Raw genomic sequence first — 24,801 nt, forward strand, 5'->3', positions numbered from 1 at the left:
GCGGGAGCGCGGACGCACGTCCCCGTGCCCCCGCGAGTCCCGGTCCGCCCTGGGACTGCCGGCCTAGGACGTGACCCCGGTCGTGGTCCCGGCGGGGCGGAGCCACACGGTGGTGTCCGCGGGCACCGAGCGGCCGTCGAGCGGGGTGCTGGCCAGCAGCACCTCGTCCCCCTCCGCGAGGGCCAGGGGATCCGGGCCGAAGTTGGTCAGGCACCGCAGCCCCGGCGCGCGGTCGAAGGCGAACCAGGAACCGTCCGCGGGCCCCTGCGGAACCGGCGCCGCCTCCGCCGGGACCGGCGCGGCGCGGCGCAGCCGCAGCGCGGAGCGGTACAGGGCGAGCATCGAGGCGGGGTCGTCCTCCTGGGCCCGGACCGTCAGGTCCGCCCAGTCGTCGGGCTGCGGGAACCAGCAGGCCTCGGCGGGGGCGCTGCTGAAACCGTAAGGAGCCGCCGGGCCCTCCCAGGGCAGCGGCACCCGGCAGCCGTCGCGGCCGCGCTCGCGGTGGCCGGAACGCTCCCAGAGGGGATCACGCAGCCGCTCGTCCGGCACGTGGGCCTGCGGCAGCCCCAGTTCCTCGCCCTGGTAGACGTACGCGGCGCCGGGCAGCGCGAGCATGAGCAGCGCGGCGGCCCGGGCACGGCGCCGGCCGCGCTGCCCGCCGCCGTAGCGGGTGACCGGGCGGACCGCGTCGTGGCTGGACAGGACCCAGGTGACCGGTGCCCCGACGGCCCGCATCGACGCGACGGACCGCCCGATGACCGCGCGCATCTCCCTCCCGTCCCAAGGGGACTCCAGAAAGGCGAAGTTGAAGGCCTGCTGCATCTCGCCGGGGCTGACGTACCGGGCCAGCCGGGCCGGTTCGAACACGGCGGCCTCGGCCACCATCACGCGCTGCCCCGGGGGGACCGCGCCGGGCGGTGCCGGATGGGTGTCCAGCAGCCGGCGCCAGGAACGGAACAGCGGGTGCAGTTCCTCCTGGTCGTGGTACGGCAGCAGGTGGTTGCGCAGGACGTCCTGGTGCTGCCCGGGTCCGGCGTCGGGCAGGCCCGGGGCCTTGAAGAGGGTGTGGGCCACGTCGATGCGGAAACCGTCGACGCCGCGGTCGAGCCAGTGCCGCAGGATCCGCTCGAAGTCGGCGACGACCTCCGGCCGGCGCCAGTTGAGGTCCGGCTGCTCGGGCGCGTGCAGATGCAGGTACCACTCGCCCGGGCCGCCGTCCGGTGCGGGCACACGGGTCCACGCCGGACCCCCGAACGCGGACTCCCAGTCGTTCGGGGGGAGTTCACCGTCCGCGCCGCGTCCCGTGCGGAAGAGGTAGCGGTCCCTCGCCGCGCTCCCCGGGCCGGCCGCGAGCGCCTCCCGGAACCAGGGGTGCGTGTCGGAGGTGTGGTTGGGGACGAGGTCGATCAGGACCCGCAGCCCCAGGCCGTGGGCGCGCGCGACGAAGGCGTCGAAGTCCGCGTCGGTGCCGAGGTCGGGGGCGACGGCGGTGTGGTCGGCGATGTCGTAGCCGCCGTCGGCCAGCGGGGACGGGTAGAACGGGGTGATCCACACCGCGTCCGCCCCCAGCCGGGCCACGTGGTCCAGGCGGGCGGCGGCGCCGGCGAGGTCGCCGACGCCGTCCCCGTCGCCGTCGGCGAACGCGCGCGGGTGGATCTCGTAGCAGACCGCGTCCCGCCACCAGGGCGTGTCCGGTGCGGGAATGGTGGTGCTCACGGTGCTCCTCATGCTCCTGTCGGGCCGGACGGGACCGGCAGGGTGCGGCCGGTCTCCGCGGAACGCGTGGCGGCCTCGGCCACCGCGACCGCGGTCCGCCCGGACCGCGCGTCGGCCACCGGGGTGCCGCCCTCGGTCGCGCAGCGCAGCAGGTCGGTGAAGGCGGCGCGCACGCTCTCGGCGTACACGTGCTGCTTGCGCGCCTCTCCGCCCAGGTCGACCACGCAGGTCACCCGGTGCGGGACGCTCCGCTCCGCACCGCGGCCGCGGGCGGGCGCCGCCGGTCCCGCGTCGCGTTCCACCGTGACGGTGATCCGCTCCTCGCCGTGCGGCCGCAGCCCCGGTACGGCCAGCAGCGCGGCGGCACGCGAGGGCAGGTCCTCCCAGCGGCGGGCGCCCTGCTCGTCCGTCCAGGCCGTGACCGTCGCGTGGGTCGGGATCCAGCCGGTGACCCGGGCCTCGGCGAATCCGTAGTCCAGGCGCATCAACTGCCGTTCGGCGCGATGGGCGTGGGTGAAGGAATGGGTGTGGGTGGCGACGGCGCCGCCGGGGTGGGTGGCGGTGGCCACGACGATGTCGACCGGGCCGCCCTCGCGGCGCACGGCCGTGCCGTGCACCTCGACGGGCTCGCTGCCCATGAGGGCGCGGGCGGCGTCGAAGAAGTGCACGCCGTGCTCGACGTGGATGCCGCCGCTGTGGGCGGGGTCCCAGAACCAGTGGCCGGGGCCCAGGTCCTCGTCGGCGGCGTCGTTCTCGAAGGCGAAGCGCACCAGCGGGTCCAGCAGCCCTTCCTCACGCAGCCGCTCGAGCATCCGCAGGACGGGGTTGTAGCGCAGGACGTGGTCGACGACGAGGACGCCGGCGGAGCGTTCGGCCTCGGCCTCCACCCGCAGGGCGTCCTCCAGCGTCACGGCCAGCGGCTTCTCGCAGAACACGTGCCGGCCCGCGCGCAGCGCGCCGACGGCGAGTTCCGCGTGGGTGGCCGGGGGAGTGGCGATCGCCACGACGTCCACCCCGCGCAGGCCGGCCAGCGCCGCGGCGTCGGCGGCGACGGTGGCGCCGTGCCGCCGCGCGAGGGCGGCGGCACGGTCACCGTCGGGGTCGGCGCACGCCACGACGCGTACGCCGGGCAGGTCGGCCACGGCGTCCAGCAGGTAGGCGCCGAACGCGCCGCAGCCGGCCAGGCCCAGACCGAGCGTGGTCACTCGGCACGGTCCAGGCGGGCGACGCCGATGTGGGCGTCGGCCATGCCGTAGAAGACGTAGCGCACGCCGTCGATCTCCTCGATCGCGGTCGGGAAGACGACGTTCGGCACGGTGCCGGAACGCTCCTCCTCCGTCTCCGGCTCCATGAGAGGCTCGTCGGTGCGGGCCAGGATCCGGGCCGGGTCCTGCGGGTCGAGGATCATGGCGCCCGCCGCGTAGCTGACCTTCTGCTGCTGGGCGAAGGGGTCGTCGATGGTGCCGGACACGCCGTGGTGGATGAGCAGCCAGCCCTCCTCGACGCGGATCGGTGCCGGGCCGGCGCCGATCTTGAGTTCTTCCCAGGGGTGCTCGGACAGCGCGACCAGACGGTGGTCACGGGGGCGGGCCAGGGCGCTGAGGTCCTTCTCCACCTCGGCCACCGGGACGTAGGAGATCCAGATGCCGGGGCGCTCGTCGGTCACGCCGGCCGGCAGGTGGACGCCCTCCCCGGGACGGAACCAGCCCAGGTCCCACATCGGGCGGTGCAGCATGGCGAAGGCGGGCTCGCCGTCCGGACCCGGGACGGGCTCGGGGAAGTGCACCACGTCCTTGTTCGGGAAGAGGTTGAGGTCGGTGTCGAGGTCGGCCTGGTAGGCGAACTGGATCGGGCCCAGGCGCTCCCAGGTGACCAGGTCCTTCGAGACGGCCAGCGCCGGCTTGGGGCCGAGCGGGCCGTAGGCGACGTACGACATGACGTGCAGCCCGAGCGCCTCGATCCACGTCGTGCGCGGGTCCTCCACGCCGGCGTTGTTCTTGCCGCGCTCCCAGCCGGCGTCGGGGGCGAGGACGACGCCGCGGCGCTCGACGCCGGTGGGCACGCCGTCCTCGATCACGACCTCGGCCAGGCCCACGCGGGAGACGTTGCCCTCCGCGACGAGGCGGGGCAGCAGGTGCAGGGTGCCGTCCGGGGTACGGCCGGACGCGGGGTTGAGCACGCCCTCGGCTTCGTTGGCCTCGCCGGCCAGCGGCGACATCACGACGCCGACGCGGGTCAGGCGGTAGGGCACGGAACTGCTGGAGCCGGTGGTACGGGCGGTGCTGGTGGTGCGGTCGTTCACGGCGAGTTCAGCCCTTCGTGGCGGAATCGAGGTCGGTGGAGGTGAAGCGGCTCTGGAAGACGAGGTAGAGGGCCACCGCGGGCGCGGCCAGTACGCAGGCACCGGCGAGGATGGCGCCGAACGGGTTGGCGGCGGCGGAGGAGACCGTGCTGATGTAGTTGGCCAGGGACACCGCCAGCGGCTGCATGTCCTGCTCCTTGGTGACCAGGAACGGCCACAGGAACTCGTTCCACGGCCCTGTGAAGCTCAGCAGCACCACGGAGGCGAGCGCCGGCCTGCACAGCGGGATCGCGATCCGGAACAGGATCTGCAGCTCGCCCGCGCCGTCGATGCGCGCGGCCTCGAACATCGCCTGCGGCAGCTGCAGGAAGAACTGCCGGAAGATGAAGACCGCGCTGGTGTTGATCGCGAACGGCAGGATGATCCCGATGTAGGAGTCGGCCAGGCCGTAGTCGCGGACGATCAGCACGTACAGCGGGATCATCAGCAGCTGGAACGGGATGACCTGCACCAGCAGCACCAGGGCGAAGGTGGAGCCCTTGCCCCGGAAGTGGAGCCGGGCCAGGGCGTACCCCGCCAGCAGGCCGAAGACGGTGGTGCAGACGATGACGCCGCCGGTGAAGATCCCGGAGTTGATCAGGGAACGGCCGAGCGAGATGGCCGAGTTGATCTCCGCGTAGTTGTGCAGGGAGAGGTTCCCCGGTTGCGGGAAGGCGCCGGCGGGGCTGCTGTCCGGCTCGCGCTGCAGGGAGCCGATGAGCATGTAGTAGAAGGGGAAGAGGAAGGCGAAGGCCCCGGTGAGCAGGGCCAGCCGCGACAGGATCCGGCGGGCGCGCGAGTGCGTGTGCGGCCTGTGGTGCGCCGAGCGGCGCGGGAGCGAGGGGGCGTGTGCGTCGGCCATGTCAGTCCCTCTCCAGCAGACGGCGGTAGAGGAGGGAGATCCCGGTGATCAGCACGACGAGGATCACGCCGATCGCCGCGGCCTCGTCCGGGTGGCCCTGCTGCAGACCGCGCTGGTACATCAGCAGCACCGGTGAGGTGGTGGCGCCGTCGGGTCCGCCGCCGCTGGTCAGCAGGTAGGGCTCGGTGAACAGGTTCGCGCCCGTCACCGTCGCCATGACCAGCACCAGCAGCGTCGCGGTGCGCACCGCAGGGACGGTGATGGACCAGAACATCCGCACCTTGCCCGCGCCGTCGAGCGCGGCCGACTCGTAGAGCTCGCCGGGCACGTTCTGCAGCGCCGACAGGTAGAGCACGATGAAGAAGCCGAGCTGCTTCCAGGCGACGAACAGCGCGATGGTCGGCATCGCGAGGTGCGAGTTGACCAGCCACGACGGGTCCGGCGCGAGCGGCCCGAGCGCCTTGTTGACCAGGCCGTTGGAGTTGAACAGGAAGAGCCACACACCGACGACGGCGACGCTGGCGGTGATGTACGGGACGTAGTAGGCGGTGCGGAAGAACGTGCGCGCCCGCAGCTTGGAGTTGAGGGCGGTGGCGAGCACGAGCGACGCCGCCACCGTCAGCGGCACGTTGATGACCAGGAAGACCGCGATGTTGCCGAAGGAACGCCACACGGCCGGATCGGTCAGGACGGCCGTGTAGTTGGCCAGCCCCACGAAGGGACGGTCCACCTGGGCGCCCGGCGCGGCGAAGAAGTAGTCGTGGAAGGAGATCCACACCGCGAAGCCGAGCGGGTACAGGAAGATCGCGGCCAGGTAGATCAGGTACGGGGAGACGAAGGCCAGGCCGATCGGCTGCCGGCCCGCGAACCGCAGCCGGCGCGGCCGCGGCTCGCGGTCGGCCCGGGGGCGGGCCCCGCCCCGGGCGGACCCGGGGCGGAGGACGTCATGGTGCGTGGAGGACATGGCCGTGACTCACTGCTTCGCCAGGCCGTCGACCTTGCCCGCGGCCTCGCGGAAGGCGCTCTCGACGTCGCCCTTCCCGAAGATCACGGACTTGGTGTAGGCGTCGCGGAACGTCTGCCAGATCTCGACGGAGTTCGGCACGTTCGGGGCCTCGACGGTGCGGTCGGCCTGCTCGGCGAAGGTCTTGTAGTCCGGGTGCGAGGCGAAATAGTCGGGGAACGCGGCCTGGAGGTCCTGCCGCATCGGCATCTGGCCGGTGGCCTCCAGCAGCTTGCCGTCCTGCTCCTTGCTGGTGGCGAACTTCAGCACGTCCCAGGCCGTGCCCTTGTTCTTGCACGCGGTGAACATGCCGATGGACTTCTCGTCGCTGAAGGTGCCCTTGGCCTCGGTGCCGGTCGCGGTGGGCACCGGCACGGCGCCCCACTTGACCTTGTCGCCGTAGACGGAGACGGCCCACGGGCCGACGATCGCCATGGCGGACTTGCCGTCGGCGAAGGAGTCCCCGTTGTACTGCTCGTTGGGGGCCAGGTGGTCCGCGTACATCGTCTTCCAGAACTCGGCGGCCTTGACGCCATCGGGCGAGGCGAACTGGGCCTTGCCGTCCTCGACGAGCTGCTTGCCGGTCTGGGCCGCGAAGAGCGGGTAGAAGTCGAACCAGGACTGGTAGAACTCGGAGGTGGGCGCCGGCCAGATGGCGGCGTGCGCACCGCCCTTCACCAGGGCACGCGAGGTGGTCAGGAAGTCCTGGTAGGTGGAGAGCTTGGGGTGCTCGGGGTCGAGCCCGGCCTTCTTGAACAGGTCCTTGTTGTAGAAGATCATGACGGGGTTGCTCTTCCAGGGCATCTGGTAGTGCTTGCCGTCGGGCGACGCGTACTGCGAGAGCCGGTCGCCGGTCCGCGCCTTGAGGTACGCCTCCCCACCCGGGAAGTCGTCCAGGGCCACCAGGCCGCCCTGCTTCTGGAAGCCGGGCACGGCCGCGGGGGCGGTGTTGAGGATCAGGCACGGGGCGTTGCCCGCCGTGATGGCCGCGCCGATGACCTCCTCGGAGCTCTTGCCCGCCGGTATCTCCTGCGCCTTCACCTTCTCGTCGGGGTGGGCGGCGTTCCAGGACGCGACCATGCTCTTGCCCCAGGCGACCTCCTGGGCGTTGTTGGAGTACCAGACCGTGATCGGCCCGTGGGCGGCGTCGCCGCCCCCGGCGGAGTCCGACCCGCCGCTGCCGCACGCCGCGAGGGGCACGGTCAGGGCGACGGCCGAGAGGACGGTCAGGAGGGTTTTCTTCATTGCGGTGGCTCCGGGTTCTCAAGGGGTGGGGAGAGGCCGTTCCGGGGCGTCGTCCTGCCTCGGTGACGGCCCTCCGGGGAGCGGAGAACGTCGTGGGCGCGTCGGGCGCGCGTTCAGGGGCGTGCGGTTCCGGCGGGAGCCGGGCCCGTGGAGCCGCGCACCATGAGCGCGGCCGGGTCCAGTTCCACGTGCGGGGTGGTGCCCTGCTCGATCGTCTCGATCAGGGCGAGTGCGGCGGCGCGGCCCCAGGTGGCGGCGTCCGCACGGCAGGTGGTGAGCGAGGGTCTGGTCCAGGAGGCCAGCGGTACGTCGTCGAAGCCGACCACCGACAGGTCGTCGGGCAGCCGCAGGCCGGCCTCCTGCGCGACCGCCATGCCGGCGGTGGCAGACAGGTCGTTGGCGTACACGATGGCGGTGGGCCGGTCGCCCCGCGTGATCAGGGCCTGCGTCGCGAGCGCGCCGCCCTCCGCGGTGAAGCCGCCCGGCAGTACCGGGCCCGGGGGCAGGCCCGCCTCCGCGAGCGCGTCCCGCCAGGCGCCCAGCCGCCGCTGGGCGTGCAGGTACTCCTCGGGGCCCGCGACGTAGGCGATGTGGCGGTGGCCGAGTCCGACGAGGTGGTGGACGGCGCCCGCGACCACCGGCCGGTCGTCCAGGTTCACGGTGGCGATCCCCTCGACACCGTCGTCGGCGCCGACGGCCACGGCGGGCAGGCCCAGTTCCCGCAGCAGCGCGGGGCGGGGGTCGCCCACGCGCAGGTCGGTGAGGAACACCCCGTCCACGCGCTGGTCGTCCACCAGGCGGCGGTAGGTGTCCATCTCGTTGCGGGGGCCCGTCACGTGCAGCATGAGGCCGTCACCGGACTCGGATATGACGGACTCGATGCCCGCCATGAAGGCCGGGTAGAAGGGGTCGGTGCCGATCAGGTCGGGCTCGCGGGTCAGGACCAGGCCGACGGCCCTGGCCCGCCCGGTCGACAGCGCGCGGGCGCTGCGGCTCGGCGTCCAGCCCAGCTTCTCGGCCGCCGCGCGGACCCGTTCCTGGGTCGCGGCGGCCACGCCGGGGCGGTCGTTGAGGACGAAGGAGACCGTCGCCCTGGACACACCCGCCAGCTGGGCGACATCGGCGATCGTGGGGCGTCTGGCCATGCGGACTCTCCGTGTACGGCGGCGGAAGGGCGCCACATCCGCATCCGCGGGTCCCGTCGGCCGGCGTACCCCGAGGGGCACACCGTCCGGCGGCACCTTCGGCGCCGGAGGCAGCACGTTCTTGCACTCGCATACCGGGGCAACCAACGCGAAAGGCTCTCGTCACCTCGCGTTTGAACCGGTTTAAACGAGCGATGTGAGGAACCATGAACCTCGGGGGGCGGAGTGTCAAGGGCCTACTCTCAGTTGGGGAGTTATGTGTGGTAAATGAGACGATAGGTCCGAAATGTCGCCGCGGTGCACCGTCACCACGCAGGGAGCGAGCTGTGACAGTGCGTCACGGCCCCTGCGGGGGTGCCGGTAGGGCGCGGCGTGCTGCTAACGTCTGCCCAACCCGGCCGCGGGCGGCGGACGGAGACGACGACGGAGACGGATGTGTTCCCGGACACGGTCCTGCGCACCGAACGGCTCTTCCTGCGCCCGTTCACCCCGGACGACGCCCAAGACACCCGGGCCAGCTGTGAGGACCCCCACACCCAGCGGTGGCTGCCCCTGCCCCGCCCCTACACGCTCGACGACGCGACGGCCTGGTGCACGACGGTCTCGCACGCCCTGCGCGAGTCCGGCGACGGCATCCACTTCGCCGTCACCGAAGCGGACGGCGGGCGGTTGGTGGGCACCGTCGGCCTGAAACGGACCGACTGGCGGGCACTGACGAGCGAGGTCGGTTACTGGGTCTCCCCCTGGGCGAGGGGACGCGGCATCGCCACGGAGGCGACCCGGGTCCTCGCGACCTGGCTGCTGGCCGAACAGGGCTTCCAGCGCCTGGAACTCCGCGCGGCGACGGGCAACACCGCCTCCCAGCGCGTTGCCGCGAAGGCCGGCCTGCGCCGTGAAGGCGTCCTGCGCAACGCGGGGTTCGTGCACACCGGCCGCGTCGACCTCGTCGTGTTCTCCCTGGTGCCGGGGGACTTGGCGGGCGCCGTTGGTGGATGATCGGGGCAGGGACGCGGGCGGGTCGCCAGCGGACCCGGGTCGGACGCGTTCGAAGAATGGCGGCGTTGGGTCCGGGCGGGTACGAGGGTGTCGCCGGTGGCGTGGAAAGTTGGCGCCATCCAAGACATTGACGACTGCCAGGGTGGTGGGTTCCTCGGAACGACGGAGGACCGGTTCTGCTCGATCGTGCTCCCCATGCCCAGGACCACTACTACTCGCACTTTTCGCGCTACCGCTTATGGGTGCCAGCCGAGGAGGCGTCATCCAGGTCTCGCCAGCCAATCCGAATGACGTGTCATCATGCAGTTGCGCCGAGCGTTACGGCTCCTGCGTGGGAAGCTCGTCGAACGGATCATCTACCTTTTTCTCGACGAACGGGCGCGCCGCTGCGTCCTGTCCCACGATGTACTTCTGAGACTGAGCGCCAGATACCACTCGAAATGGCTGGTTGCCATGGTCGAGGTCACCCACCTCGGTCGAACTGCTGCCAGCACTGGTGGCCCATGAGATGGATAGTTTAAAGCTGTAATCACTCTCATTGGTGAAGGGTAATATCTGCATCGTTTCCGGGTCGCCCTTGGTGGCCCGGTAAGGAAAACGGCGGACTAGCTTAGCGCCGGCATCATTATTGCCCGCCTTGAACACCTTGTGCTGGCTAGGGGAATCCAAATCGATAGAGAACCGGCTTTTGCTGCTGTCCCCACACCCGCCTTCCAGCGCCAGGCGCAGGGCTTTCGGGGCAGGACTCACCTTGACAGCGACGATCGACACGTCATTGATGGTGACGGCCTCGTCGCTCTTGCCGTGGATCTGCACATTGAGAATGGCGAAGTTGGCTGGTTGGCCCGAGTGTGTTTTGTCGAAACTCGACTTCAGTCCCAAGATGTCATACGGGGGAACGAAACGCCGCTTCCACTCATCATTAATGGCTGCAATGGATGGCGGCTTCAGATACACCATTCCACTGCCATTTTCACAGGCATCCCACGGACTGGTTTGGTCGATGGTGACAGTGAACGGCGCTTTCGCCAGGCTTGTGGTAGGGCCAGTTCCAGGATTTGAAGGACTTGACTTAGTGGTGGTATCACTTTTGAAGGGGTGCGCAATGCCGTCGGTCACCCATGTGACAGCGCCCTGCGTAATCGCTGCAATGCTGCCCGACAAACCAACGAGCACTGCCGTCCAGATGAATGCCTTAACTCTCTTGCTCAACGCCTGCGGTTGGTGGCCGCCGTCAGAGTCGCCTGACTGAGTGTCCGCATCCGGAGTGTCAGTGTCCGCCATCCCCCACCTCGCTGCTCAACAGGTGGCTAGTGTGCCCCAGTTGCACCCCGGACGGGAGGCTTTTGGCCGGACTGTCCATGTCCCCTGATTGGTTGCCACCCGGCCTAGGGCCACAGCCGGTTCGGCCGGGCAACCGGTATCACGAACACGAGGCTCGATGAGAGCGACACCGCCGTGATGGACGCTCCCAAGGCGCCACGGCGGGGTCAAGCGCGTTAGCGGCTTCTCATATCGCTCGGATGAGCCCTCATTCCGACGATTCCCGCCGCCGAGGGGCCGCTGGGTCGCTGAGTGGTGCGGCGCGCAGTACGGGGGCTGGTCGACGATGTGCTGGTCGGGCAGCTGCACTTCAGTCAGCTGTTCGGGGGCCATCGACTTGCCTGACTCGGGCGCCCCTTGAAGAGGACGCGGTGGCTGCCCGCGGTCGCGACCCCGGCGAGATCCGGGGTGTCGGTGTCGGTGAGACCGATCCGGGGTCCGACGCAGGGCAGGGTGAAGTCGGCCGGCAGCGGGTCGGGGCATCGGTCGGCGGGCGCATCGCCCTGCTCCGGGGCGAGTGCGCCGTTGTGGAGTGTGGTCGCCGAAGCGCGCCGACTGCGGGCAGCGTTCACGGCGGAGGGGCGCCCGGGCATGCCGCAGGCCCCCGCCGCGCCGTTGCGGCAGGGGCCCGACTCATGGCGATGAGGGCTCGAACGGGGAGAGTCGGAGCCCTCCAACTACACCATTGCCCAGCCTCGTCGTGGGCCCGCGCGCTCGCACGCCACCGGGGGCCGGACGGGTGATGCTCCCTGCGCCCATGGGTGGCGTCACGCCGTCGGCCGGTGCCCGGCGGCACGCCTAGGGCGGCGACCGGCCCCAGGCCGTGAGCATGCCGGGGGACAGGTCTGCGCACTGGGGGGAGTCCAGGTAGCGCAGGGCCTCGTCGACGAGGATGTCGTCGACGAGACCGGTGGCGATCATGGTGGACCGGGTCCGGTGCCAGGTCTCCGCCCAGAACCGGCTGATCGTGCTGCCGGGCAGAAGCGGCGGAACGTGGATCTCCGCCGCGACCGACCGGAGCCCGGCCGCCCTGAGCATCCCGGGGTAGCGCGGCACCCGTGAGACGTCGGTGCCGACGGTGTCGCGCAGCCCCCGCCACATCGCCCGCATGGCCAGCGTGTACGGGGTGCCGGGGGCGGCGGCGGTGGTCAGGTCCACGGCGTCGCAGACCACCAGGACGCCGCCGGGGGCGAGCAGGCCGCCGAGCGTGGCGATCATCCGCTCCGGCGACGGCAGGTGCATCAGCACGAACCGCGCGTGGACGAGGTCGAACCGCCCCGGCGGGAGGTCGTCCACGGTGACGTCCGCCTGCCGCACCGTGAGGCCCGGCGTCGGACGCGCCGCCAGGAACCGTACGTCCCGGTCGACCGCGAGCACCTCGCTGACCGCGGCCTCGCGCAGCAGTCTGCGCGCCACCGTGCCCGTGCCGGCGCCGACGTCCAGGCAGCGCCACCCGGGGCCGGCCCCGAGCTGTCGCAGGCGGGCGAGGGTGGTGTCGTCGTACGTGGCGGCGGCGAGGTCGATGCGGTCGCCCTCGCCGGCGTCCTCCGGGCGGAAGAAGCGCTCACCGTAGCGACCGGCGCTGGTCATGCCCTCATTGTGGCAAGCACCGGACGCGGTCACCCGTCGGCGGCCGGTCGCTACACCGCGGTGAACCCGCCGTCGACGGTGAGCGTGGCGCCGTGGATCTGCGAGGCCTCGTCGCTCGCCAGGAACACGACGGCCGATGCCACCTCCGCCGGGTCGCCGGCGCGGCGCGCGGGCATGCGCGCGATGATCGGGGTCAGGTGCTCCTCCATCGCCGCGACCTTCTCCGTCAGGGTGGGACCGGGGGCCACGGTGTTGACCCGGACCCCGTGCGGTCCGTACTCCGCGGCCCACGACATGGTGAGCGAGTGCACGGCCGCCTTGGTCATGCTGTAGAGCGCCGAATGCGCCATGCCCCGCATGCCGTTGATGGACCCCAGGTTGACCACGGCGCCGTGGCCGCGCTCGGCCATGGGCGGCGCCAGCAGGCCGGTGAGGAGGAACACCGACCGCACGCTCACCGCCAGGGCCTGGTCGACGGTCTCCTGCGGGACCTCGGCGGTGGGCGTCGGTGTGAGCAGGAGCGCCGCGTTGTTGACGAGGACGTCGATCCGGCCGCCGGCCGCCGCGAGCGCGTCGGTGGCGAGGCGGCCGACCGCGTCGGCGCCGCCCGACAGGTCGGCGCCGACGAACGCCGCCGAGCCGCCGTCCTTCTCTATGCGTGCCACGACGTCGGCACCGCGGGCCGCGTCGCGTCCGCTGACGACGACGAACGCGCCCTCGGCGGCCAGGGCCGCCGCGATGGCGGCGCCGAGGCCCGTGGTGGAACCGGTGACCAGGGCCGTCCGCCCGGTGAGTCGCTGGGTCATGTTTCCGCACCTTTCTCCGTGAACCGGCTGGGAACGGCCAAGGTGCCACCCGGAAATTGGACCTGCAAGTCCAGAAAGTGGCAGGATGGAGGCATGGCAGCACGACTGACGGCCAAGGGCGCCGCCACCCGGCAGCGCATCGTCGAGGGGGCCGCGGAGGAGATCCGCGAGCGAGGCGCGGTCGAGACCACCCTGGACGACATCCGCGCCCGCACGGCCACCAGCAAGAGCCAGCTCTTCCACTACTTCCCCGGCGGCAAGGAGGAGCTGCTGCTCGCCGTGGCCCGGCACGAGGCCGGCCGGGTCCTGGCCGACCAGCAGCCGCACCTCGGCGCGCTCACCTCCTGGCAGGCCTGGTACGACTGGCGGGACGCGGTGGTCGACCGCTACCGGCGGCAGGGGCAGCAGTGCCCGCTCGGCACGCTCATCTCGCAGCTGAGCCCCGCCACGCCCGGCGCGCAGGCCGTCACCAGGGAACTCCTCGCCTCCTGGCAGGCCCAGATCACCACCGGCATCCGGGCCATGCAGGAGCAGCGGGAGATCTCACCGGAGCTGGACGCCGACCGTGTCGCGGCCGCCCTCCTCGCGGGCATCCAGGGCGGTGTCTCGATCCTGATGTCGACGGGCTCGCTCACGCACCTGGAAGCCGCCCTCGACCTGGGCATCGAACGGCTCCTCGCCGCACCCGTACCGGTACCCGCACCCGTGCCGTCGGCCCCCTGACCGGGCACGGCACCCCTCAGAGCACCTCCAGCGGCACGGGCCCGCGGGGCGGCGGGAACGCGGCGTCCAGCGCCGCCAGCGCTTCCGCGGGGAGCCGCAGGTCCGCCGCGGCGCGGTTCTCGCGCACGTGCTCGGGCCGCCCCGAGCGGGGGATCGCCGCCACGCCCTGCTCCAGCACCCACGCCAGCGCCACCTGGGCGGGCGTGGCGCCGAGGCCGTCCGCCACGGCCAGCAGCGGTGCGGAACGCAGCAGTCTGCCCTGCTCGACGGGGGAGTACGCCATCACTCCGGCCCGGTTGCGCCGGCACCAGGGCAGCAGGTCCCACTCGATGCCGCGCCGGGTGAGGTTGTAGAGCACCTGGTCCACCGCCACGGCCGAACCGCCCGGGAGGGAGACCAGTTCGGCCATGTCCCCGGCGTCCAGGTTGCTGACCCCCCAGGTGCGGATCTTTCCGGCGGCCATCAGCTCGGTGAACCCGGCCAGCGTCTCCTCCAGCGGATGCCGCCCCCGCCAGTGCAGCAGGTACAGGTCCAGGATGTCCGTGCGGAGCCGTCGCAGACTCGCCTCGCAGGCCGCGACGACGCCACGGCGGTCGGCGTGGTCCGGCAGCACCTTGCTCACGAGGAACACCTCGGCACGGCGTCCCGCGATCGCCTCCCCGACCAGTTCCTCCGCCGCGCCGTCGCCGTACATCTCGGCGGTGTCGACGATCGACATGCCCAGGTCCACACCGAGCCGCAGGGCGGCGAGCTCCTCGCGGCGGCGGCCCGGGTCCGCACCGAGGTACCAGGTGCCCTGGCCGAGCGCGGGGACGTCCCTGGAGGACAGCCGGACCGTACGCATCGACGCTGTCGCCATCCCTGCCTCCCCGGCACGACACCCCTTCAGGCCACCACCCCGCATCCGGTGGTGCAACTCGGTGGACCGCGCCGGCTCCTACTCCGGCACCGGCGCGCGGACGTTGCCGGTGAACGACGGGTGGAGGCGGGCGGATCCCAGGAGTTCGGCCGCGCCGCGCACCGCCGCGGTGTGCGGCGCCGGCACCACCTTGACGGGGACGTCGAGCCGGCGCGCGAGACGGTGGACGACCTCGGGGCGCAGTGCGCCCCCGCCGGCGAGGAGGACGCCGTGCGCCAGGGCGGCCGGCGCGGCCGCCGTCCGGTCCTCCTCCAGCACGGTCGCCACGGTGGCCACCTGCGCGTCGACGAGGCGTGCGGCGGCACCGGGGTCCGCGTCGAGGCCGGTGGTGCCGAGCTCCGCGCGGTGCGCGTCGGTCACCGCGCCGTCGACCAGCAGGACCGTCTCCGTGAGGTGGGCGCCGACGTCCACCACGAGCAGCGGGCGGTTCAGGTCCTCGCGGGCCGCGAGGGCCACCGCCCGCGCCGTGGGCACCGTCAGGACGGCGCGCGGCCGCAGGACCTCCACGGCGGCCCGGGCCGCCGCGCGGTAGGCGACGCCGTCCAGGACGGGCGCCGTCAGCGCGACCAGCGGGCGGCCGAGACGGGGCAGCCGATGGCGGAGCAACCGGTCGAGCATCCGGGCGGTGCCGGGGACGTCGATGACGCCGCGGCGGACGGGGTGGACGGTGCCCGAGCCCAGGAACGTCACCGTGGGCACGTCGAGCACCATGCCCCGGCCGAGGGCCCAGACCCGCGTGCGGGCACTGCCCAGGTCGAGGGCGAAGCCCGTCTGCCGGCGCACCGGCAGCCACGGCGCGCTCATCACTCGGCCCCCCGCGCATGCAGGCAGCGGCCGCAGTATCGGGCCTGGGGGACGACCACCAGGTGGTTCAGCGGGATGGGCTCCCGGCACAGCGGACAGATCCCGTACCGCCCCTCGCGCATGCGCTCCAGGGCCGCCTCGACGTCGGCGAGCACCATCCGGGCCGGGCCCGTGAGGAGTACGCGGCACGGCGCCGCGCCAGCCTGGGGTCCGCGCTGACCGCCGGGTTCCGGAAGGCCTTCAGCGCGGTCGCGGACACCAACGTCACCACCCTCATCGCCGCCGCGCTGCTCTTCTTCCTGGGGTCCGGGCCGGTGCGCGGCTTCGGCGTCACCCTCGGCATCGGTGTCCTCAGTTCGATGCTCAGCGCGCTGGTGATCACCCGGTCCCTCGCCGAAACGGCCGTCACCCGCCGCTCCGTCCGACGGCGCCCGCACCTGTCCGGCATCGCGGGCATCGGCGCCGTACGGGAACGGATCACCCGCCGCGACCCCGACCTGATGCGGCGCCCACGGCGCTGGCTCGCCGTGTCGGCGGCGGTCCTCGTCCTTGCGGGTTCCGGCGTGCTGGTGCGGGGTGCCGACCTCGGGGTCGAGTTCACCGGTGGCCGGCTCATCGAGTACGCCACGGACCGGCCGGTGAGCGCCGACCGCGCACGCGAGGTCCTCGGCGGTGCCGCGTTCCCGCGGGCCGTCGTGCCGACCTCGGGCGACGACCGTCTCACCGTGCGTACCGCGGACCTGACCGAGCCGGAGGAGGACCGCGTCATCGCGACGATCAGCGGTCTCGGCGGGCAGGCGGAGAAACTCCGTGACGAGTCCGTCGGGCCCGGCATCGGCAAGGAGCTGCGCCGCGGCGCCGTCATCGCCCTCGCCGTGGCCCTGGCCGCCCAACTCCTTTACCTGGCCGCCCGGTTCCGGTGGACGTTCGGCGCGGCGGCGGTGGTCGCCATGGTGCACGACGTCGTCGTCCTGGTGGGGGTGTTCGCCTGGCTCGGCAAGCCCGTCGACGGCGTCTTCGTCGCGGCCCTGCTGACCGTCGTCGGGTACTCGGTCAACGACTCCGTCGTCGTCTTCGACCGGGTCAGGGAACTGGCCCGGCGCGACGGGAGGCGCCCCTTCGCGCGTGTCGCCAACGCAGCGGTCCTGCAGACGGTGCCCCGCACCGTGAACACAGGGATGGGCGCGGCGTTCATCCTCGCCGAGCTCGCCGTGCTGGGGGAGGGATCGCTCGCCGACTTCGCGCTGGCCCTGCTCATCGGGCTCGCCGTGGGCACCTGGTCCTCGGTGTTCACCGCCGCGCCGCTCGCCGTGGAACTGCACCGGCGCAAGCGGGCGCCGGTGACCGCGCGCCCGGTGGCGGCCGGCTGAGGGACACCCGGCGCGATGCTCCTCCCGGGTGGTCGTGGGCGCGCGGCCACCCGGACGGGGTAGGCAGCACAGAGGAGCCATCCGCTCGTCGCAACCCACGGAGCCGTCGTGTACATCGGGATCTCCACCTTCATCACCGACCAGGGCATCCGCCCCGCCCCGCTCGGCACCGCCCTGGAGGAACGGGCGTTCGACTCGCTCTTCATCGCCGAGCACAGCCACATCCCCGTCAAGCGCGAGAGCCCCTACCCCATGGGTGGCGAGCTGCCGGAGGTGTACTACCGCACCCTCGACCCCTTCGTCGCCCTCTCCGTGATCGCCGCCGTCACCCGGCGTCTGCTGCTGGGCACCGGGATCGCGCTGATCCCGCAGCGCGACCCGATCCACACGGCCAAGGAGGTGGCCTCCCTCGACCTGGTCTCCGACGGCCGTGCCGTCTTCGGCGTCGGCGTCGGCTGGAACCGCGAGGAGATGCGGAACCACGGCGCCGACCCCGCCACGCGCGGCCTGCTCACCGACGAACGGCTGCGGGCCATCCGCGAGCTGTGGACCGCGGACAGGGCCGAGTTCCACGGCCGGTTCGTCGACTTCGACCCCGTCTTCGCCTGGCCCAAGCCGGTACGGCGGCCCCATCCGCCGATCTACGTCGGCGGCGGCGAGGGCGCGTTCCGCCGGGTCGCCGAGTTCGGCGACGCCTGGCTCGCCAACAGTGACGCGCCGGACGACCTCGGCCCGCGCATCGAGCGGCTGCGCGAGGTCACCGGGCGCGACGTGCCCGTGACGGTGTACGGGGTCCGCGGCGGCCCCGAGCAGCTCGAGGGCTACCAGCGGCTCGGTGTCGAACGGGTGCTGCTCCACCTGCCGACGCTGCCCGAACGGGAGACCCTGGAGCACCTGGACGGACTGGCCGCGCTGGCCGACCGGTTCCGCTGACCCGGCGGGACCCCGACGAGGGGAGGACCCGATGCCGGCCCTGACGGGCGGCGAGGCACGCGAGCGCTTCGCCGCGGCACGCGTCGCACGCCTGGCCACCGCCGACGCCGTCGGTGTGCCGCACCTGGTGCCGGTGGTCTTCGCCGTGGACGGCGACACGGTCGCGCTGGCCGTGGACCACAAACCCAAACGGACCACGCGCCTGAAACGCCTGGCCAACATCGACGCCAACCCGTCGGTCTGCCTGCTCGCCGACCGCTACGACGAGGACTGGGAGCTGCTGTGGTGGGCCCGCGCCGACGGCACGGCCCGCGTCCTCCCCCCGGTCGGAGAACCGGCCGGCGGACCGACCTGCGGATCGGCAGCGGCCGCCCGCTGCGTCGCCCTGCTGACCGCCAAGTACGGTCAGTACGCGGGCCGTCCGCCCGCCGGGCCCGTGGTGGAAATCTCCGTACGGCGCTGGAGCGGCTGGCGGGCCGTGTGAAGCCGGGGGCGGACCGCGGAGGGAAGGGTCAGCCCGTCAGCCGGCGCGCCAGGTAGGGCGCCGTACGGCTGCCCCCGGCCCCGGCCACCTCCGCGGGCCGCCCGGTGGCGACGACCTTCCCTCCGGCGTCCCCGCCGCCGGGGCCCAGGTCGATGACCCAGTCGGCACCCGCCACGACGCTCATCTCGTGCTCGACGACGAAGACCGAGTGGCCGGCGTCGACCAGCTCGTGCAACTGCCGCATCAGCAGCTCCACGTCGGCCGGGTGCAAGCCCGTGGTGGGCTCGTCCAGCAGGTACACGGTGTGCCCGCGGCGGCCGCGCTGCAGCTCGGAGGCGAGCTTGATCCGCTGCGCCTCGCCGCCCGACAGCTCGGTGGCCGGCTGCCCCAGCCGCAGGTAGCCAAGACCCACCTCCTGGAGGGTGCGCAGGCTGCGGGCGACCGCGGGGACGCCGGTGAAGAACTCCGCCGCCGCGTCCACGCTCATGCCGAGCACCTCCGCGACGTTCCGCCCCCGGTAACGGACCGACAGGGTCTCCTCGTTGTAGCGGTCCCCGTGGCAGGTGGGGCAGGGGGCGTACGTGCCGGGCAGGAACAGCAGCTCGACGGCGACGAAGCCCTCGCCCTGGCAGGTCTCGCAGCGGCCGCCCGCGACGTTGAAGGAGAAGCGCCCGGCCGTGTAGCCGTGCCGCCGCGCGTCGTCGGTGGCCGCGAAGAGCTTGCGCACCGCGTCGAACAGGCCGGTGTAGGTGGCGAGGTTGGAGCGCGGGGTGCGGCCGATGGGCTTCTGGTCCACCCGCACCAGCCGGTCCACCGCCTGCAGGCCGTCCGCCAGGACGCCGAACGCCGGCCCGGCGCCGGCGCCCTCCCAGGCCTCGTCGTCGCCGTCGCCGTCGGCGGCGTCCGCGCGAACGGCCGCGTCGTCCGCGGTGCCGGAAGGCCCCAGGTGCTCCGTCAGCACCCCGGCCAGTACGCCCACCAGCGTCGACTTGCCCGAACCCGACACCCCCGTGATCGCCGTGAACACCCCGAGGGGCAGCTCGACGTCCACGCCGCGCAGATTGTGCCGGGTGATGCCGCGCAGACCCAGCCACGACGACGGCTTCCGTGCGGTGCGACCGGCGGCCGGATCGGGTCCCGCGGCGAACAGGAACCGGCGGGTGGCGGACTCGGCGACCGCCTCCAGTCCGTCCACCGGGCCGCTGTACAGCACTTGGCCGCCGCGCTCGCCCGCGAGGGGTCCGACGTCGACGATCCAGTCCGCGCGGCGCACCACGTCCATGTCGTGCTCGACGACGAACACCGAGTTCCCGGCCTCCCGCAGCCGCACCAGGACCGTCAGCAGTGCCTCGCTGTCCGCCGGGTGGAGCCCGGCCGAGGGCTCGTCCAGCACGTACACCACACCGAACAGGCCGGAGCGCAACTGGGTCGCCAGGCGCAGGCGTTGCAGCTCGCCGGGGGAGAGCGTGGGCGTCGTGCGGTCCAGGCTGAGGTAGCCCAGGCCGAGTTCGGTGACGACCTCGATCCGCGCGACGAGGTCGGCGCACAGCGTCGTGGCGATCTGCCGTTCCGGGCCTTCGGGGAGGTCGTCCACCGCGCCGCGGGCGGCCGGGCGCAGCACGTCGGCGAGCCGCGCGAGGTGCATCGCGTTGAGCTCGGCGATGTTCCGGCCGGCGAAGGTGACGGCCAGGGACTCCGGGCGCAGCCGGCTGCCGTCGCAGGCGGGGCAGAGCGAGCTCTCCAGGAACCGCTCCGCGCGGGCGCGCAGCGCCGGGCTCTTGGAGTCGGCGAAGGTGTGCATGACGTAGCGCCGCGCGCTCTGGAAGGTGCCCTGGTACGGGCGCTGGATCCGGCCCGCCTCCCGCACCGGGTGCACGGTCACCACCGGCTGCTCGTCGGTGAACAGGATCCACTCCCGGTCCTGCGCGGGCAGGTCGCGCCAGGGCCGGTCGACGTCGTACCCGAGGGTGCGGGTGACGTCCCGCAGGTTCTTGCCGTGCCAGGCGCCCGGCCAGGCGGCGATCGCGCCCTCCCGGACGCTCAGCGAGGGATCGGGGACCATCAGCTCCTCGGTGGCCCGGTGCACCCGTCCCAGCCCGTGGCAGACCGGGCAGGCGCCCGCGGCCGTGTTGGGGGAGAAGGCGTCGGAGTCCACGGGTTCCGCCCCCTGCGGGTAGCGGCCCGCGCGGGAGAAGAGCATCCGCAGCGTGTTGGACAGGGTCGTCACCGTGCCCACGGAGGAGCGCGAGGTGGGCGCCCCGCGGCGCTGTTCCAGGGCGACCGCAGGGGGCAGCCCCAGGACGTCGTCGACCGCCGGCGCGCCCACCTGGTGGATGAGCCGGCGGGCGTACGGGGCGACGGACTCGAAGTAGCGGCGCTGCGCCTCGGCGTAGATGGTGCCGAACGCCAGCGAGGACTTGCCCGAGCCGGAGACCCCCGTGAACACCGCCAGCGCGTCCCGCGGGACGTCGACGTCGACGTTGCGCAGGTTGTGCTCGCGGGCGCCGCGCACCCGGACGTACGGGTCGTGGGCCGTGCTGTTCATGCCCCTCCGGAGAACGGGGTGGGGGTACGTGCCGGGAGCGCGGCACCGCGCGCCCGGCACCAGTGTGCGCGCGGCTGCGGGTGCCCGCAGGTCCACGGCGGGGCCGCCGGCGAAGGCGTGGACGGTGACGTCACGGCAGGTAGGACAGCAGTTTGCGGGCGGCGGGGGAGACCCGGTCCTCCTGGGGCAGGGCGGCCGATACCTCCCAGACGTGGTCCTCGGCGCCGTCCAGCGTCACGGTGCGCAGTCCCGCGGCGTGCTCCTTGCGGGCGATGGGCCGTGGCACGACGGCGATCCCGAGCCCGTGGTGGACCAGGTCGATCAGGCTGTGCACGTCGTTGACCTCCAGGGCGACCCGGCGCGGTACCCCGTTCGCGGCGAAGGCCCGGTCGGTGAGCCCGCGCGCGCCCCAGTCGGGGTGGAAGTCCACGAACTCCTCGCCGCCGAGGTCCGCCCAGCCGGCCGAGTCCGCCCCGGCCAGCCGGTGCCCGGGGTGGCACAGCAGGACCATCGGGGCCCGGGTGATCGGCATCAGCCGCACTCCCTCGGGCGCCTCGCCGCTCAGGGCCGTGAACGCCACGTCCAGCCGGCCACTGGTGATGTCCTGCACCAGGGCGGCCGACCCGGCCTGCCGCAGCCGGACCTCCACGCCCGGGTGCTGGGCCCCGAAGCGGGCCAGCAGTGCCGGCACGTCGACGCCGGCCAGGCACTGCTCGGTGCCGATGGTGAGCACCCCGCGCATCAGGCCCTGTACGGCCGCCACGGCCTCCTTGGCGGCCCGTACGCTCGCCAGCGTGCGGCAGGCCTCGTCCAGCAGGGCCCGGCCCGCCGCGGTCAGCTCCACGCTGCGGGTGCTGCGCACGAACAGCGGCGTGCCGAGCTCCTGCTCCAGGGCGCGTACGGAGGCGGACAGACCCGACTGCGAGATCATGAGGCGTTCGGCGGCGCGGGTGAAGTGGTGCTCCTCCGCGACCGCGACGAAGTACTCCAGATGGCGTAGCTCCATGATTCAGAAGCCTAGCTCCTGAATGTGTTCGCTTTCTTCTATTGGACGTGTGGGTGCAGCTCCGGCGAGGCTTGGGTGCGTGCCCGCACGGCTGCGGCCCGTTTCCGGCCGTGCCGGCACGCCATCAGTGCGCAAGACCGAGACGCAAGCCGAGAAAGGCCACGGACACATGGAGACTCGCCGCATCGGCGCCACCGAGGTCAGCGCGATCGGCCTGGGCGGCATGCCCATGTCGATCGAGGGCCGGCCGGACGAGGCGCGGTCCATCGACACCATCCACGCGGCGCTCGACGCCGGTGTCACGCTGATCGACACGGCGGACGCCTACCACCTGGGGGCCGACGAGGTCGGCCACAACGAGACCCTGATCGCCAAGGCGCTGGCGTCCCACGGACGCGGCTCCGACGTCCTGGTCGCCACCAAGGGCGGCCACCTGCGCCCCGGCGACGGCCGCTGGACCCTCGACGGCTCGCCCGAGCACATCAAGCGGGCCTGCGAGGACTCGCTGCGCCGGCTGGGCGTGGAGGCCATCGGCCTGTACCAGTTCCACCGCCCCGACCCCAAGGTCCCGTACGCCGAGTCCGTCGGCGCGGTGCGCGACCTGCTCGACGAGGGCAAGATCCGCATGGCCGGCGTCTCCAACGCGGACCCGGAGCAGATCCGGCAGGCGGACGAGATCCTGGGCGGCCGGCTGGTCTCCGTGCAGAACCAGTTCTCCCCGGCCTTCCGCTCCAGCGAGCCGGAGCTCGAACTGTGCCACGAGCTCGGCATCGCCTTCCTGCCGTGGAGCCCGCTCGGCGGCATCTCCCAGGCAGGCGAACTCGGCTCGTCCTACGCGCCGTTCGCCCGGGTCGCGCAGGCCCACGGGGTCAGCCCGCAGCGCGTGTGCCTGGCGTGGATGCTCGCCAAGTCCCCCTACGTGATCCCGATCCCCGGCTCCAGCCGGCCGGAGACCATCCGCGACTCGGTGGCCGCGGTGGAACTCGTGCTCACCGCCGAGGAGATCGCGGAGCTGGACGCCGTCTGACACGGCCGTGCCCGGGACGGGGCGGGGCGGTGCGCCGCCCCGTCCCGGCGCACGCGTCAGGCGTTCGGGTCGAACGGGATGCCCGCCGGCTTGGCCTGGGCCAGGTGGCCGTTGAAGTTGCCGTCCTTCAGGCCGAAGACCGCGCTGCCGAAGTCGGCCTGGCTCAGCTTGTCGCGCAGGCCCGCGGGGTAGCCGTTCCAGCCGATCAGGTCGGGGAACTGCCAGCCGTGGTAGTGGTTCTCCGGCGGCTCGTCGTTGGTGTTGGCGGGACGGAAGCAGTGCGTGCCCGCGCCGTCCTTGTGGTAGACGACCTTGGGGTGGGTCCCGTCCCAGCGGATCTGGTCGCGGCCGTAGATGTTGAAGTTGCCGTGCGCCGACGTGGACACGTACTGGGCCTGGTCGTCCTTCACCCAGACCACGACGTGCTCCCAGTCGTTGCGGTGGCCGCCGAGGCTGATGCCGGGTATGGCCTGGTCCTTCTCGAAGTAGAGGCCGTAGATGATGGCGCACCAGCCGTTGTTGCACTTGTAGCGGGCGTAGCCGTTGGTGTTGTCCAGGTCCGACTGGTCGCGGCAGTTGCCGTTCAGGGCGCCGGTGGGGTTGAGGCCCGGGTTGATGGTGCCGTCGGGGCCGATGGCGGGGGTGGGGTAGCAGCCGTCCGTGTCGTAGTCGAACGCCGGCTGGAACGTCTGCTCCAGGCCGTCCGCGTTGGCGGGCAGGGCGGGGGGCGGGGCGGCGAACGCCGTCCCCGGAAGGGCGATCACCAGCGCGACCGCGCTGCCGACGACAGCCGGGACCCTGCCGGTACGCGAGCTTCTCTTCACTTGCTTCCTCCTGGTCGACCGCGGTGGGGGAATGCACGGCCTGATTGACATGCTCGGCTCATCTTTCCCGAACCGCGGTGACACGTCGAGCCTCGCCGGATGTCCCGGTGATGAAGCGTCAACCAATAGCGGGGGCAGGGCCGGACGGCCGCGACGTCCCGGGACAGTCACCGTCGGGCACCGAACCCGTGTGCCCGCGGGACATGCGCCGGCGGATGGCGTTGGATGGCGGCACCGGACGTCGTGGGGGCGTCCTGAAGGAGGGGGAACCATGAAGTACGCAGTGCCCGCCGCCCTGTTGTTGCTGCTCCTGACCGCGTGCGGCGGCAAGGGCGCCGAAGCGGGCGGCGGATCGCCCTCCGCCGGCACGCCGGCGCCGGACGCGAGCGCGAGCGCGTCGAGGAGCGCCTCCGCGCAGGACCCGGCGAAGGACGGCGACGGCAACCCGGTCGACGCCGCGGCCTTCTGCGCCTTCCTCACCGATGAGCAGCCCAAGGTGAAGGACATCGGCTCCGACGTCGGGGCGCAGGCCGCCCTGGCGATCGACCTGGCCACCTGGGTCTCCGACCACCCGGAGCAGCAGCCGCGCACGGCCGCGGACTTCGACGCCGCCGCGCAGCAGGGCTGCCCCGGGGTCCGCGAGTCGATCCTCGCCGCCACCGGTCACGACAGCCTCGAGGACGCGGTCGGCTGACGGCCGGCCGCTCCCCCGGCGGGTCCGGCACACCGCCCCGCCGCCCTTCCCGCCCCCGCACCGGTCACGACCGCAGCCTGATGCGACGAACGGCGAGGAGGCTGTGCAGGGCATCGACGGGTCCTGACCGTTCGGTGCTCGCGCCGCGCTGGGACCCCCCGCCCGGCGCAGCGCGCAGGGCGACGCCGCCGCGGAGGCCGAACTCGCCGCGCTCGCCCGCACCGCCCACCGCGTCGCGGGCGGCGGCGGGCCGCCTGCTGGGCGTCAACGACGGCCTGGTCACCAACCTCTGCCTGATCCTCGGCGTCGCGGGTACGAGCGCCGGTCCCGGGACGGTACGGCTGACCGGCCCCGCGAGCCTGCTCGCCGGCGCCCTGTCCATGGCCGCGGGGGAGCGGGTCTCCGTACGCGGCCGGCGGGAGATCGCCGGCGGCATGGAGGACGC

Annotated in this window: 22 protein-coding genes and 2 pseudogenes; 8 read left to right on the forward strand and 16 right to left on the reverse strand. The window is 72.8% G+C overall.

Annotated features, from left to right (window positions below):
• Nucleotides 1-63: 63 nt before the first annotated feature.
• From PV410_RS15240 to PV410_RS15270, 7 genes are all read right to left on the reverse strand, one after another.
• Nucleotides 64-1,728, reverse strand: a complete 1,665-nt coding sequence (locus PV410_RS15240) for a glycoside hydrolase family 13 protein (protein ID WP_500324815.1) — start codon at nt 1,726-1,728, stop codon at nt 64-66.
• Complete coding sequence (locus PV410_RS15245) at nt 1,725-2,921, reverse strand: Gfo/Idh/MocA family protein (RefSeq protein WP_500324816.1); 1,197 nt, start codon at nt 2,919-2,921, stop codon at nt 1,725-1,727. Before PV410_RS15245 ends, PV410_RS15240 begins: the two co-directional genes overlap by 4 nt.
• Nucleotides 2,918-3,934, reverse strand: coding sequence for a glycoside hydrolase family 130 protein (locus tag PV410_RS15250; protein ID WP_500324916.1), 1,017 nt, complete (start codon nt 3,932-3,934; stop codon nt 2,918-2,920). Before PV410_RS15250 ends, PV410_RS15245 begins: the two co-directional genes overlap by 4 nt.
• A gap of 91 nt (nt 3,935-4,025) precedes the next feature.
• Entirely contained in the window at nt 4,026-4,919 is an 894-nt protein-coding gene (locus PV410_RS15255; RefSeq protein WP_500324817.1) for a carbohydrate ABC transporter permease, read from the reverse strand.
• Between the two features lies 1 nt (nt 4,920).
• A complete protein-coding gene (locus PV410_RS15260) occupies nt 4,921-5,883 on the reverse strand; it encodes a carbohydrate ABC transporter permease (RefSeq protein ID WP_499515940.1) in 963 nt (320 codons plus the stop codon).
• Nucleotides 5,884-5,892: 9 nt separating this feature from the next.
• Nucleotides 5,893-7,167 (reverse strand): extracellular solute-binding protein, encoded by a 1,275-nt coding sequence (locus PV410_RS15265; RefSeq protein WP_500324819.1) that lies wholly within the window; start codon nt 7,165-7,167, stop codon nt 5,893-5,895.
• 113 nt (nt 7,168-7,280) lie between these two features.
• Entirely contained in the window at nt 7,281-8,312 is a 1,032-nt protein-coding gene (locus tag PV410_RS15270; RefSeq protein ID WP_500324821.1) for a LacI family DNA-binding transcriptional regulator, read from the reverse strand.
• A gap of 435 nt (nt 8,313-8,747) precedes the next feature.
• Here PV410_RS15270 and PV410_RS15275 point away from each other — a divergent pair, with 435 nt between their 5' ends.
• Nucleotides 8,748-9,308, forward strand: coding sequence for a GNAT family N-acetyltransferase (locus PV410_RS15275; protein WP_500324823.1), 561 nt, complete (start codon nt 8,748-8,750; stop codon nt 9,306-9,308).
• 318 nt (nt 9,309-9,626) lie between these two features.
• On the opposite strand, the gene PV410_RS15280 is transcribed toward PV410_RS15275, so the two are convergent.
• From PV410_RS15280 to PV410_RS15290, 3 genes are all read right to left on the reverse strand, one after another.
• Nucleotides 9,627-10,592: a hypothetical protein gene (locus PV410_RS15280; protein WP_500324825.1), complete on the reverse strand. Its 966-nt coding sequence runs from the start codon at nt 10,590-10,592 to the stop codon at nt 9,627-9,629.
• Between the two features lie 837 nt (nt 10,593-11,429).
• A complete protein-coding gene (locus PV410_RS15285; protein ID WP_500324827.1) occupies nt 11,430-12,221 on the reverse strand; it encodes a class I SAM-dependent methyltransferase in 792 nt (263 codons plus the stop codon).
• A gap of 50 nt (nt 12,222-12,271) precedes the next feature.
• Nucleotides 12,272-13,027, reverse strand: coding sequence for an SDR family NAD(P)-dependent oxidoreductase (locus PV410_RS15290; RefSeq protein WP_500324828.1), 756 nt, complete (start codon nt 13,025-13,027; stop codon nt 12,272-12,274).
• A gap of 93 nt (nt 13,028-13,120) precedes the next feature.
• On the opposite strand from PV410_RS15290, the gene PV410_RS15295 reads away from it, so the two are divergent.
• The gene (locus PV410_RS15295) at nt 13,121-13,750 is read left to right on the forward strand and encodes a TetR/AcrR family transcriptional regulator (protein ID WP_500324830.1); all 630 of its coding nucleotides are present in this window, start codon (nt 13,121-13,123) and stop codon (nt 13,748-13,750) included.
• 16 nt (nt 13,751-13,766) lie between these two features.
• Here the strand turns inward: PV410_RS15295 and PV410_RS15300 are convergent, their stop codons facing one another.
• Complete coding sequence (locus PV410_RS15300) at nt 13,767-14,609, reverse strand: aldo/keto reductase (RefSeq protein ID WP_500324831.1); 843 nt, start codon at nt 14,607-14,609, stop codon at nt 13,767-13,769.
• Between the two features lie 78 nt (nt 14,610-14,687).
• Nucleotides 14,688-15,473, reverse strand: a complete 786-nt coding sequence (locus PV410_RS15305; protein WP_500324833.1) for a hypothetical protein — start codon at nt 15,471-15,473, stop codon at nt 14,688-14,690.
• 164 nt (nt 15,474-15,637) lie between these two features.
• On the opposite strand from PV410_RS15305, the pseudogene secF reads away from it, so the two are divergent.
• From secF to PV410_RS15320, 3 genes and pseudogenes are all read left to right on the forward strand, one after another.
• Nucleotides 15,638-16,843: pseudogene (gene secF, locus PV410_RS15310) on the forward strand (protein translocase subunit SecF); the annotation flags it as partial.
• Nucleotides 16,844-16,951: 108 nt separating this feature from the next.
• Complete coding sequence (locus PV410_RS15315) at nt 16,952-17,776, forward strand: LLM class F420-dependent oxidoreductase (RefSeq protein WP_500324835.1); 825 nt, start codon at nt 16,952-16,954, stop codon at nt 17,774-17,776.
• A 31-nt stretch (nt 17,777-17,807) separates the two neighbouring features.
• The gene (locus tag PV410_RS15320) at nt 17,808-18,260 is read left to right on the forward strand and encodes a TIGR03668 family PPOX class F420-dependent oxidoreductase (protein WP_500324837.1); all 453 of its coding nucleotides are present in this window, start codon (nt 17,808-17,810) and stop codon (nt 18,258-18,260) included.
• Nucleotides 18,261-18,288: 28 nt separating this feature from the next.
• Here PV410_RS15320 and PV410_RS15325 read toward each other — a convergent pair whose 3' ends face one another.
• Nucleotides 18,289-20,805, reverse strand: coding sequence for an excinuclease ABC subunit UvrA (locus PV410_RS15325; RefSeq protein ID WP_500324838.1), 2,517 nt, complete (start codon nt 20,803-20,805; stop codon nt 18,289-18,291).
• A 130-nt stretch (nt 20,806-20,935) separates the two neighbouring features.
• Nucleotides 20,936-21,811, reverse strand: a complete 876-nt coding sequence (locus PV410_RS15330; RefSeq protein WP_500324839.1) for a LysR family transcriptional regulator — start codon at nt 21,809-21,811, stop codon at nt 20,936-20,938.
• A gap of 169 nt (nt 21,812-21,980) precedes the next feature.
• Here PV410_RS15330 and PV410_RS15335 point away from each other — a divergent pair, with 169 nt between their 5' ends.
• A complete protein-coding gene (locus tag PV410_RS15335; protein WP_499515961.1) occupies nt 21,981-22,838 on the forward strand; it encodes an aldo/keto reductase in 858 nt (285 codons plus the stop codon).
• A gap of 56 nt (nt 22,839-22,894) precedes the next feature.
• Here PV410_RS15335 and PV410_RS15340 read toward each other — a convergent pair whose 3' ends face one another.
• Nucleotides 22,895-23,662 (reverse strand): NPP1 family protein, encoded by a 768-nt coding sequence (locus PV410_RS15340; RefSeq protein ID WP_500324841.1) that lies wholly within the window; start codon nt 23,660-23,662, stop codon nt 22,895-22,897.
• 271 nt (nt 23,663-23,933) lie between these two features.
• Here PV410_RS15340 and PV410_RS15345 point away from each other — a divergent pair, with 271 nt between their 5' ends.
• Nucleotides 23,934-24,356: a hypothetical protein gene (locus PV410_RS15345; RefSeq protein WP_500324843.1), complete on the forward strand. Its 423-nt coding sequence runs from the start codon at nt 23,934-23,936 to the stop codon at nt 24,354-24,356.
• A gap of 64 nt (nt 24,357-24,420) precedes the next feature.
• Here PV410_RS15345 and PV410_RS15350 read toward each other — a convergent pair whose 3' ends face one another.
• Nucleotides 24,421-24,624 (reverse strand): hypothetical protein, encoded by a 204-nt coding sequence (locus tag PV410_RS15350; RefSeq protein WP_500324844.1) that lies wholly within the window; start codon nt 24,622-24,624, stop codon nt 24,421-24,423.
• Nucleotides 24,625-24,652: 28 nt separating this feature from the next.
• Here PV410_RS15350 and PV410_RS15355 point away from each other — a divergent pair.
• Nucleotides 24,653-24,724 (forward strand): annotated as a pseudogene (locus PV410_RS15355) (hypothetical protein); the annotation flags it as partial.
• Nucleotides 24,725-24,801: the final 77 nt, after the last annotated feature.

This window comes from Streptomyces sp. PA03-5A (assembly GCF_033792725.1).
Classification (GTDB): domain Bacteria; phylum Actinomycetota; class Actinomycetes; order Streptomycetales; family Streptomycetaceae; genus Actinacidiphila.

What these genes read in the sequence shown, in the direction of transcription:
- PV410_RS15240 (WP_500324815.1), bottom strand. Translation starts at nt 1,728, where the DNA reads ATGAGGAGCACCGTGAGCACCACCATTCCCGCACCGGACACGCCCTGG.
- PV410_RS15250 (WP_500324916.1), bottom strand. Translation starts at nt 3,934, where the DNA reads ATGTCGCCGCTGGCCGGCGAGGCCAACGAAGCCGAGGGCGTGCTCAAC.
- PV410_RS15255 (WP_500324817.1), bottom strand. Translation starts at nt 4,919, where the DNA reads ATGGCCGACGCACACGCCCCCTCGCTCCCGCGCCGCTCGGCGCACCAC.
- PV410_RS15260 (WP_499515940.1), bottom strand. Translation starts at nt 5,883, where the DNA reads ATGTCCTCCACGCACCATGACGTCCTCCGCCCCGGGTCCGCCCGGGGC.
- PV410_RS15265 (WP_500324819.1), bottom strand. Translation starts at nt 7,167, where the DNA reads ATGAAGAAAACCCTCCTGACCGTCCTCTCGGCCGTCGCCCTGACCGTG.
- PV410_RS15270 (WP_500324821.1), bottom strand. Translation starts at nt 8,312, where the DNA reads ATGGCCAGACGCCCCACGATCGCCGATGTCGCCCAGCTGGCGGGTGTG.
- PV410_RS15280 (WP_500324825.1), bottom strand. Translation starts at nt 10,592, where the DNA reads ATGGCGGACACTGACACTCCGGATGCGGACACTCAGTCAGGCGACTCT.
- PV410_RS15285 (WP_500324827.1), bottom strand. Translation starts at nt 12,221, where the DNA reads ATGACCAGCGCCGGTCGCTACGGTGAGCGCTTCTTCCGCCCGGAGGAC.
- PV410_RS15290 (WP_500324828.1), bottom strand. Translation starts at nt 13,027, where the DNA reads ATGACCCAGCGACTCACCGGGCGGACGGCCCTGGTCACCGGTTCCACC.
- PV410_RS15295 (WP_500324830.1), top strand. Translation starts at nt 13,121, where the DNA reads ATGGCAGCACGACTGACGGCCAAGGGCGCCGCCACCCGGCAGCGCATC.
- PV410_RS15300 (WP_500324831.1), bottom strand. Translation starts at nt 14,609, where the DNA reads ATGGCGACAGCGTCGATGCGTACGGTCCGGCTGTCCTCCAGGGACGTC.
- PV410_RS15305 (WP_500324833.1), bottom strand. Translation starts at nt 15,473, where the DNA reads ATGAGCGCGCCGTGGCTGCCGGTGCGCCGGCAGACGGGCTTCGCCCTC.
- PV410_RS15320 (WP_500324837.1), top strand. Translation starts at nt 17,808, where the DNA reads ATGCCGGCCCTGACGGGCGGCGAGGCACGCGAGCGCTTCGCCGCGGCA.
- PV410_RS15325 (WP_500324838.1), bottom strand. Translation starts at nt 20,805, where the DNA reads ATGAACAGCACGGCCCACGACCCGTACGTCCGGGTGCGCGGCGCCCGC.
- PV410_RS15330 (WP_500324839.1), bottom strand. Translation starts at nt 21,811, where the DNA reads ATGGAGCTACGCCATCTGGAGTACTTCGTCGCGGTCGCGGAGGAGCAC.
- PV410_RS15335 (WP_499515961.1), top strand. Translation starts at nt 21,981, where the DNA reads ATGGAGACTCGCCGCATCGGCGCCACCGAGGTCAGCGCGATCGGCCTG.
- PV410_RS15345 (WP_500324843.1), top strand. Translation starts at nt 23,934, where the DNA reads ATGAAGTACGCAGTGCCCGCCGCCCTGTTGTTGCTGCTCCTGACCGCG.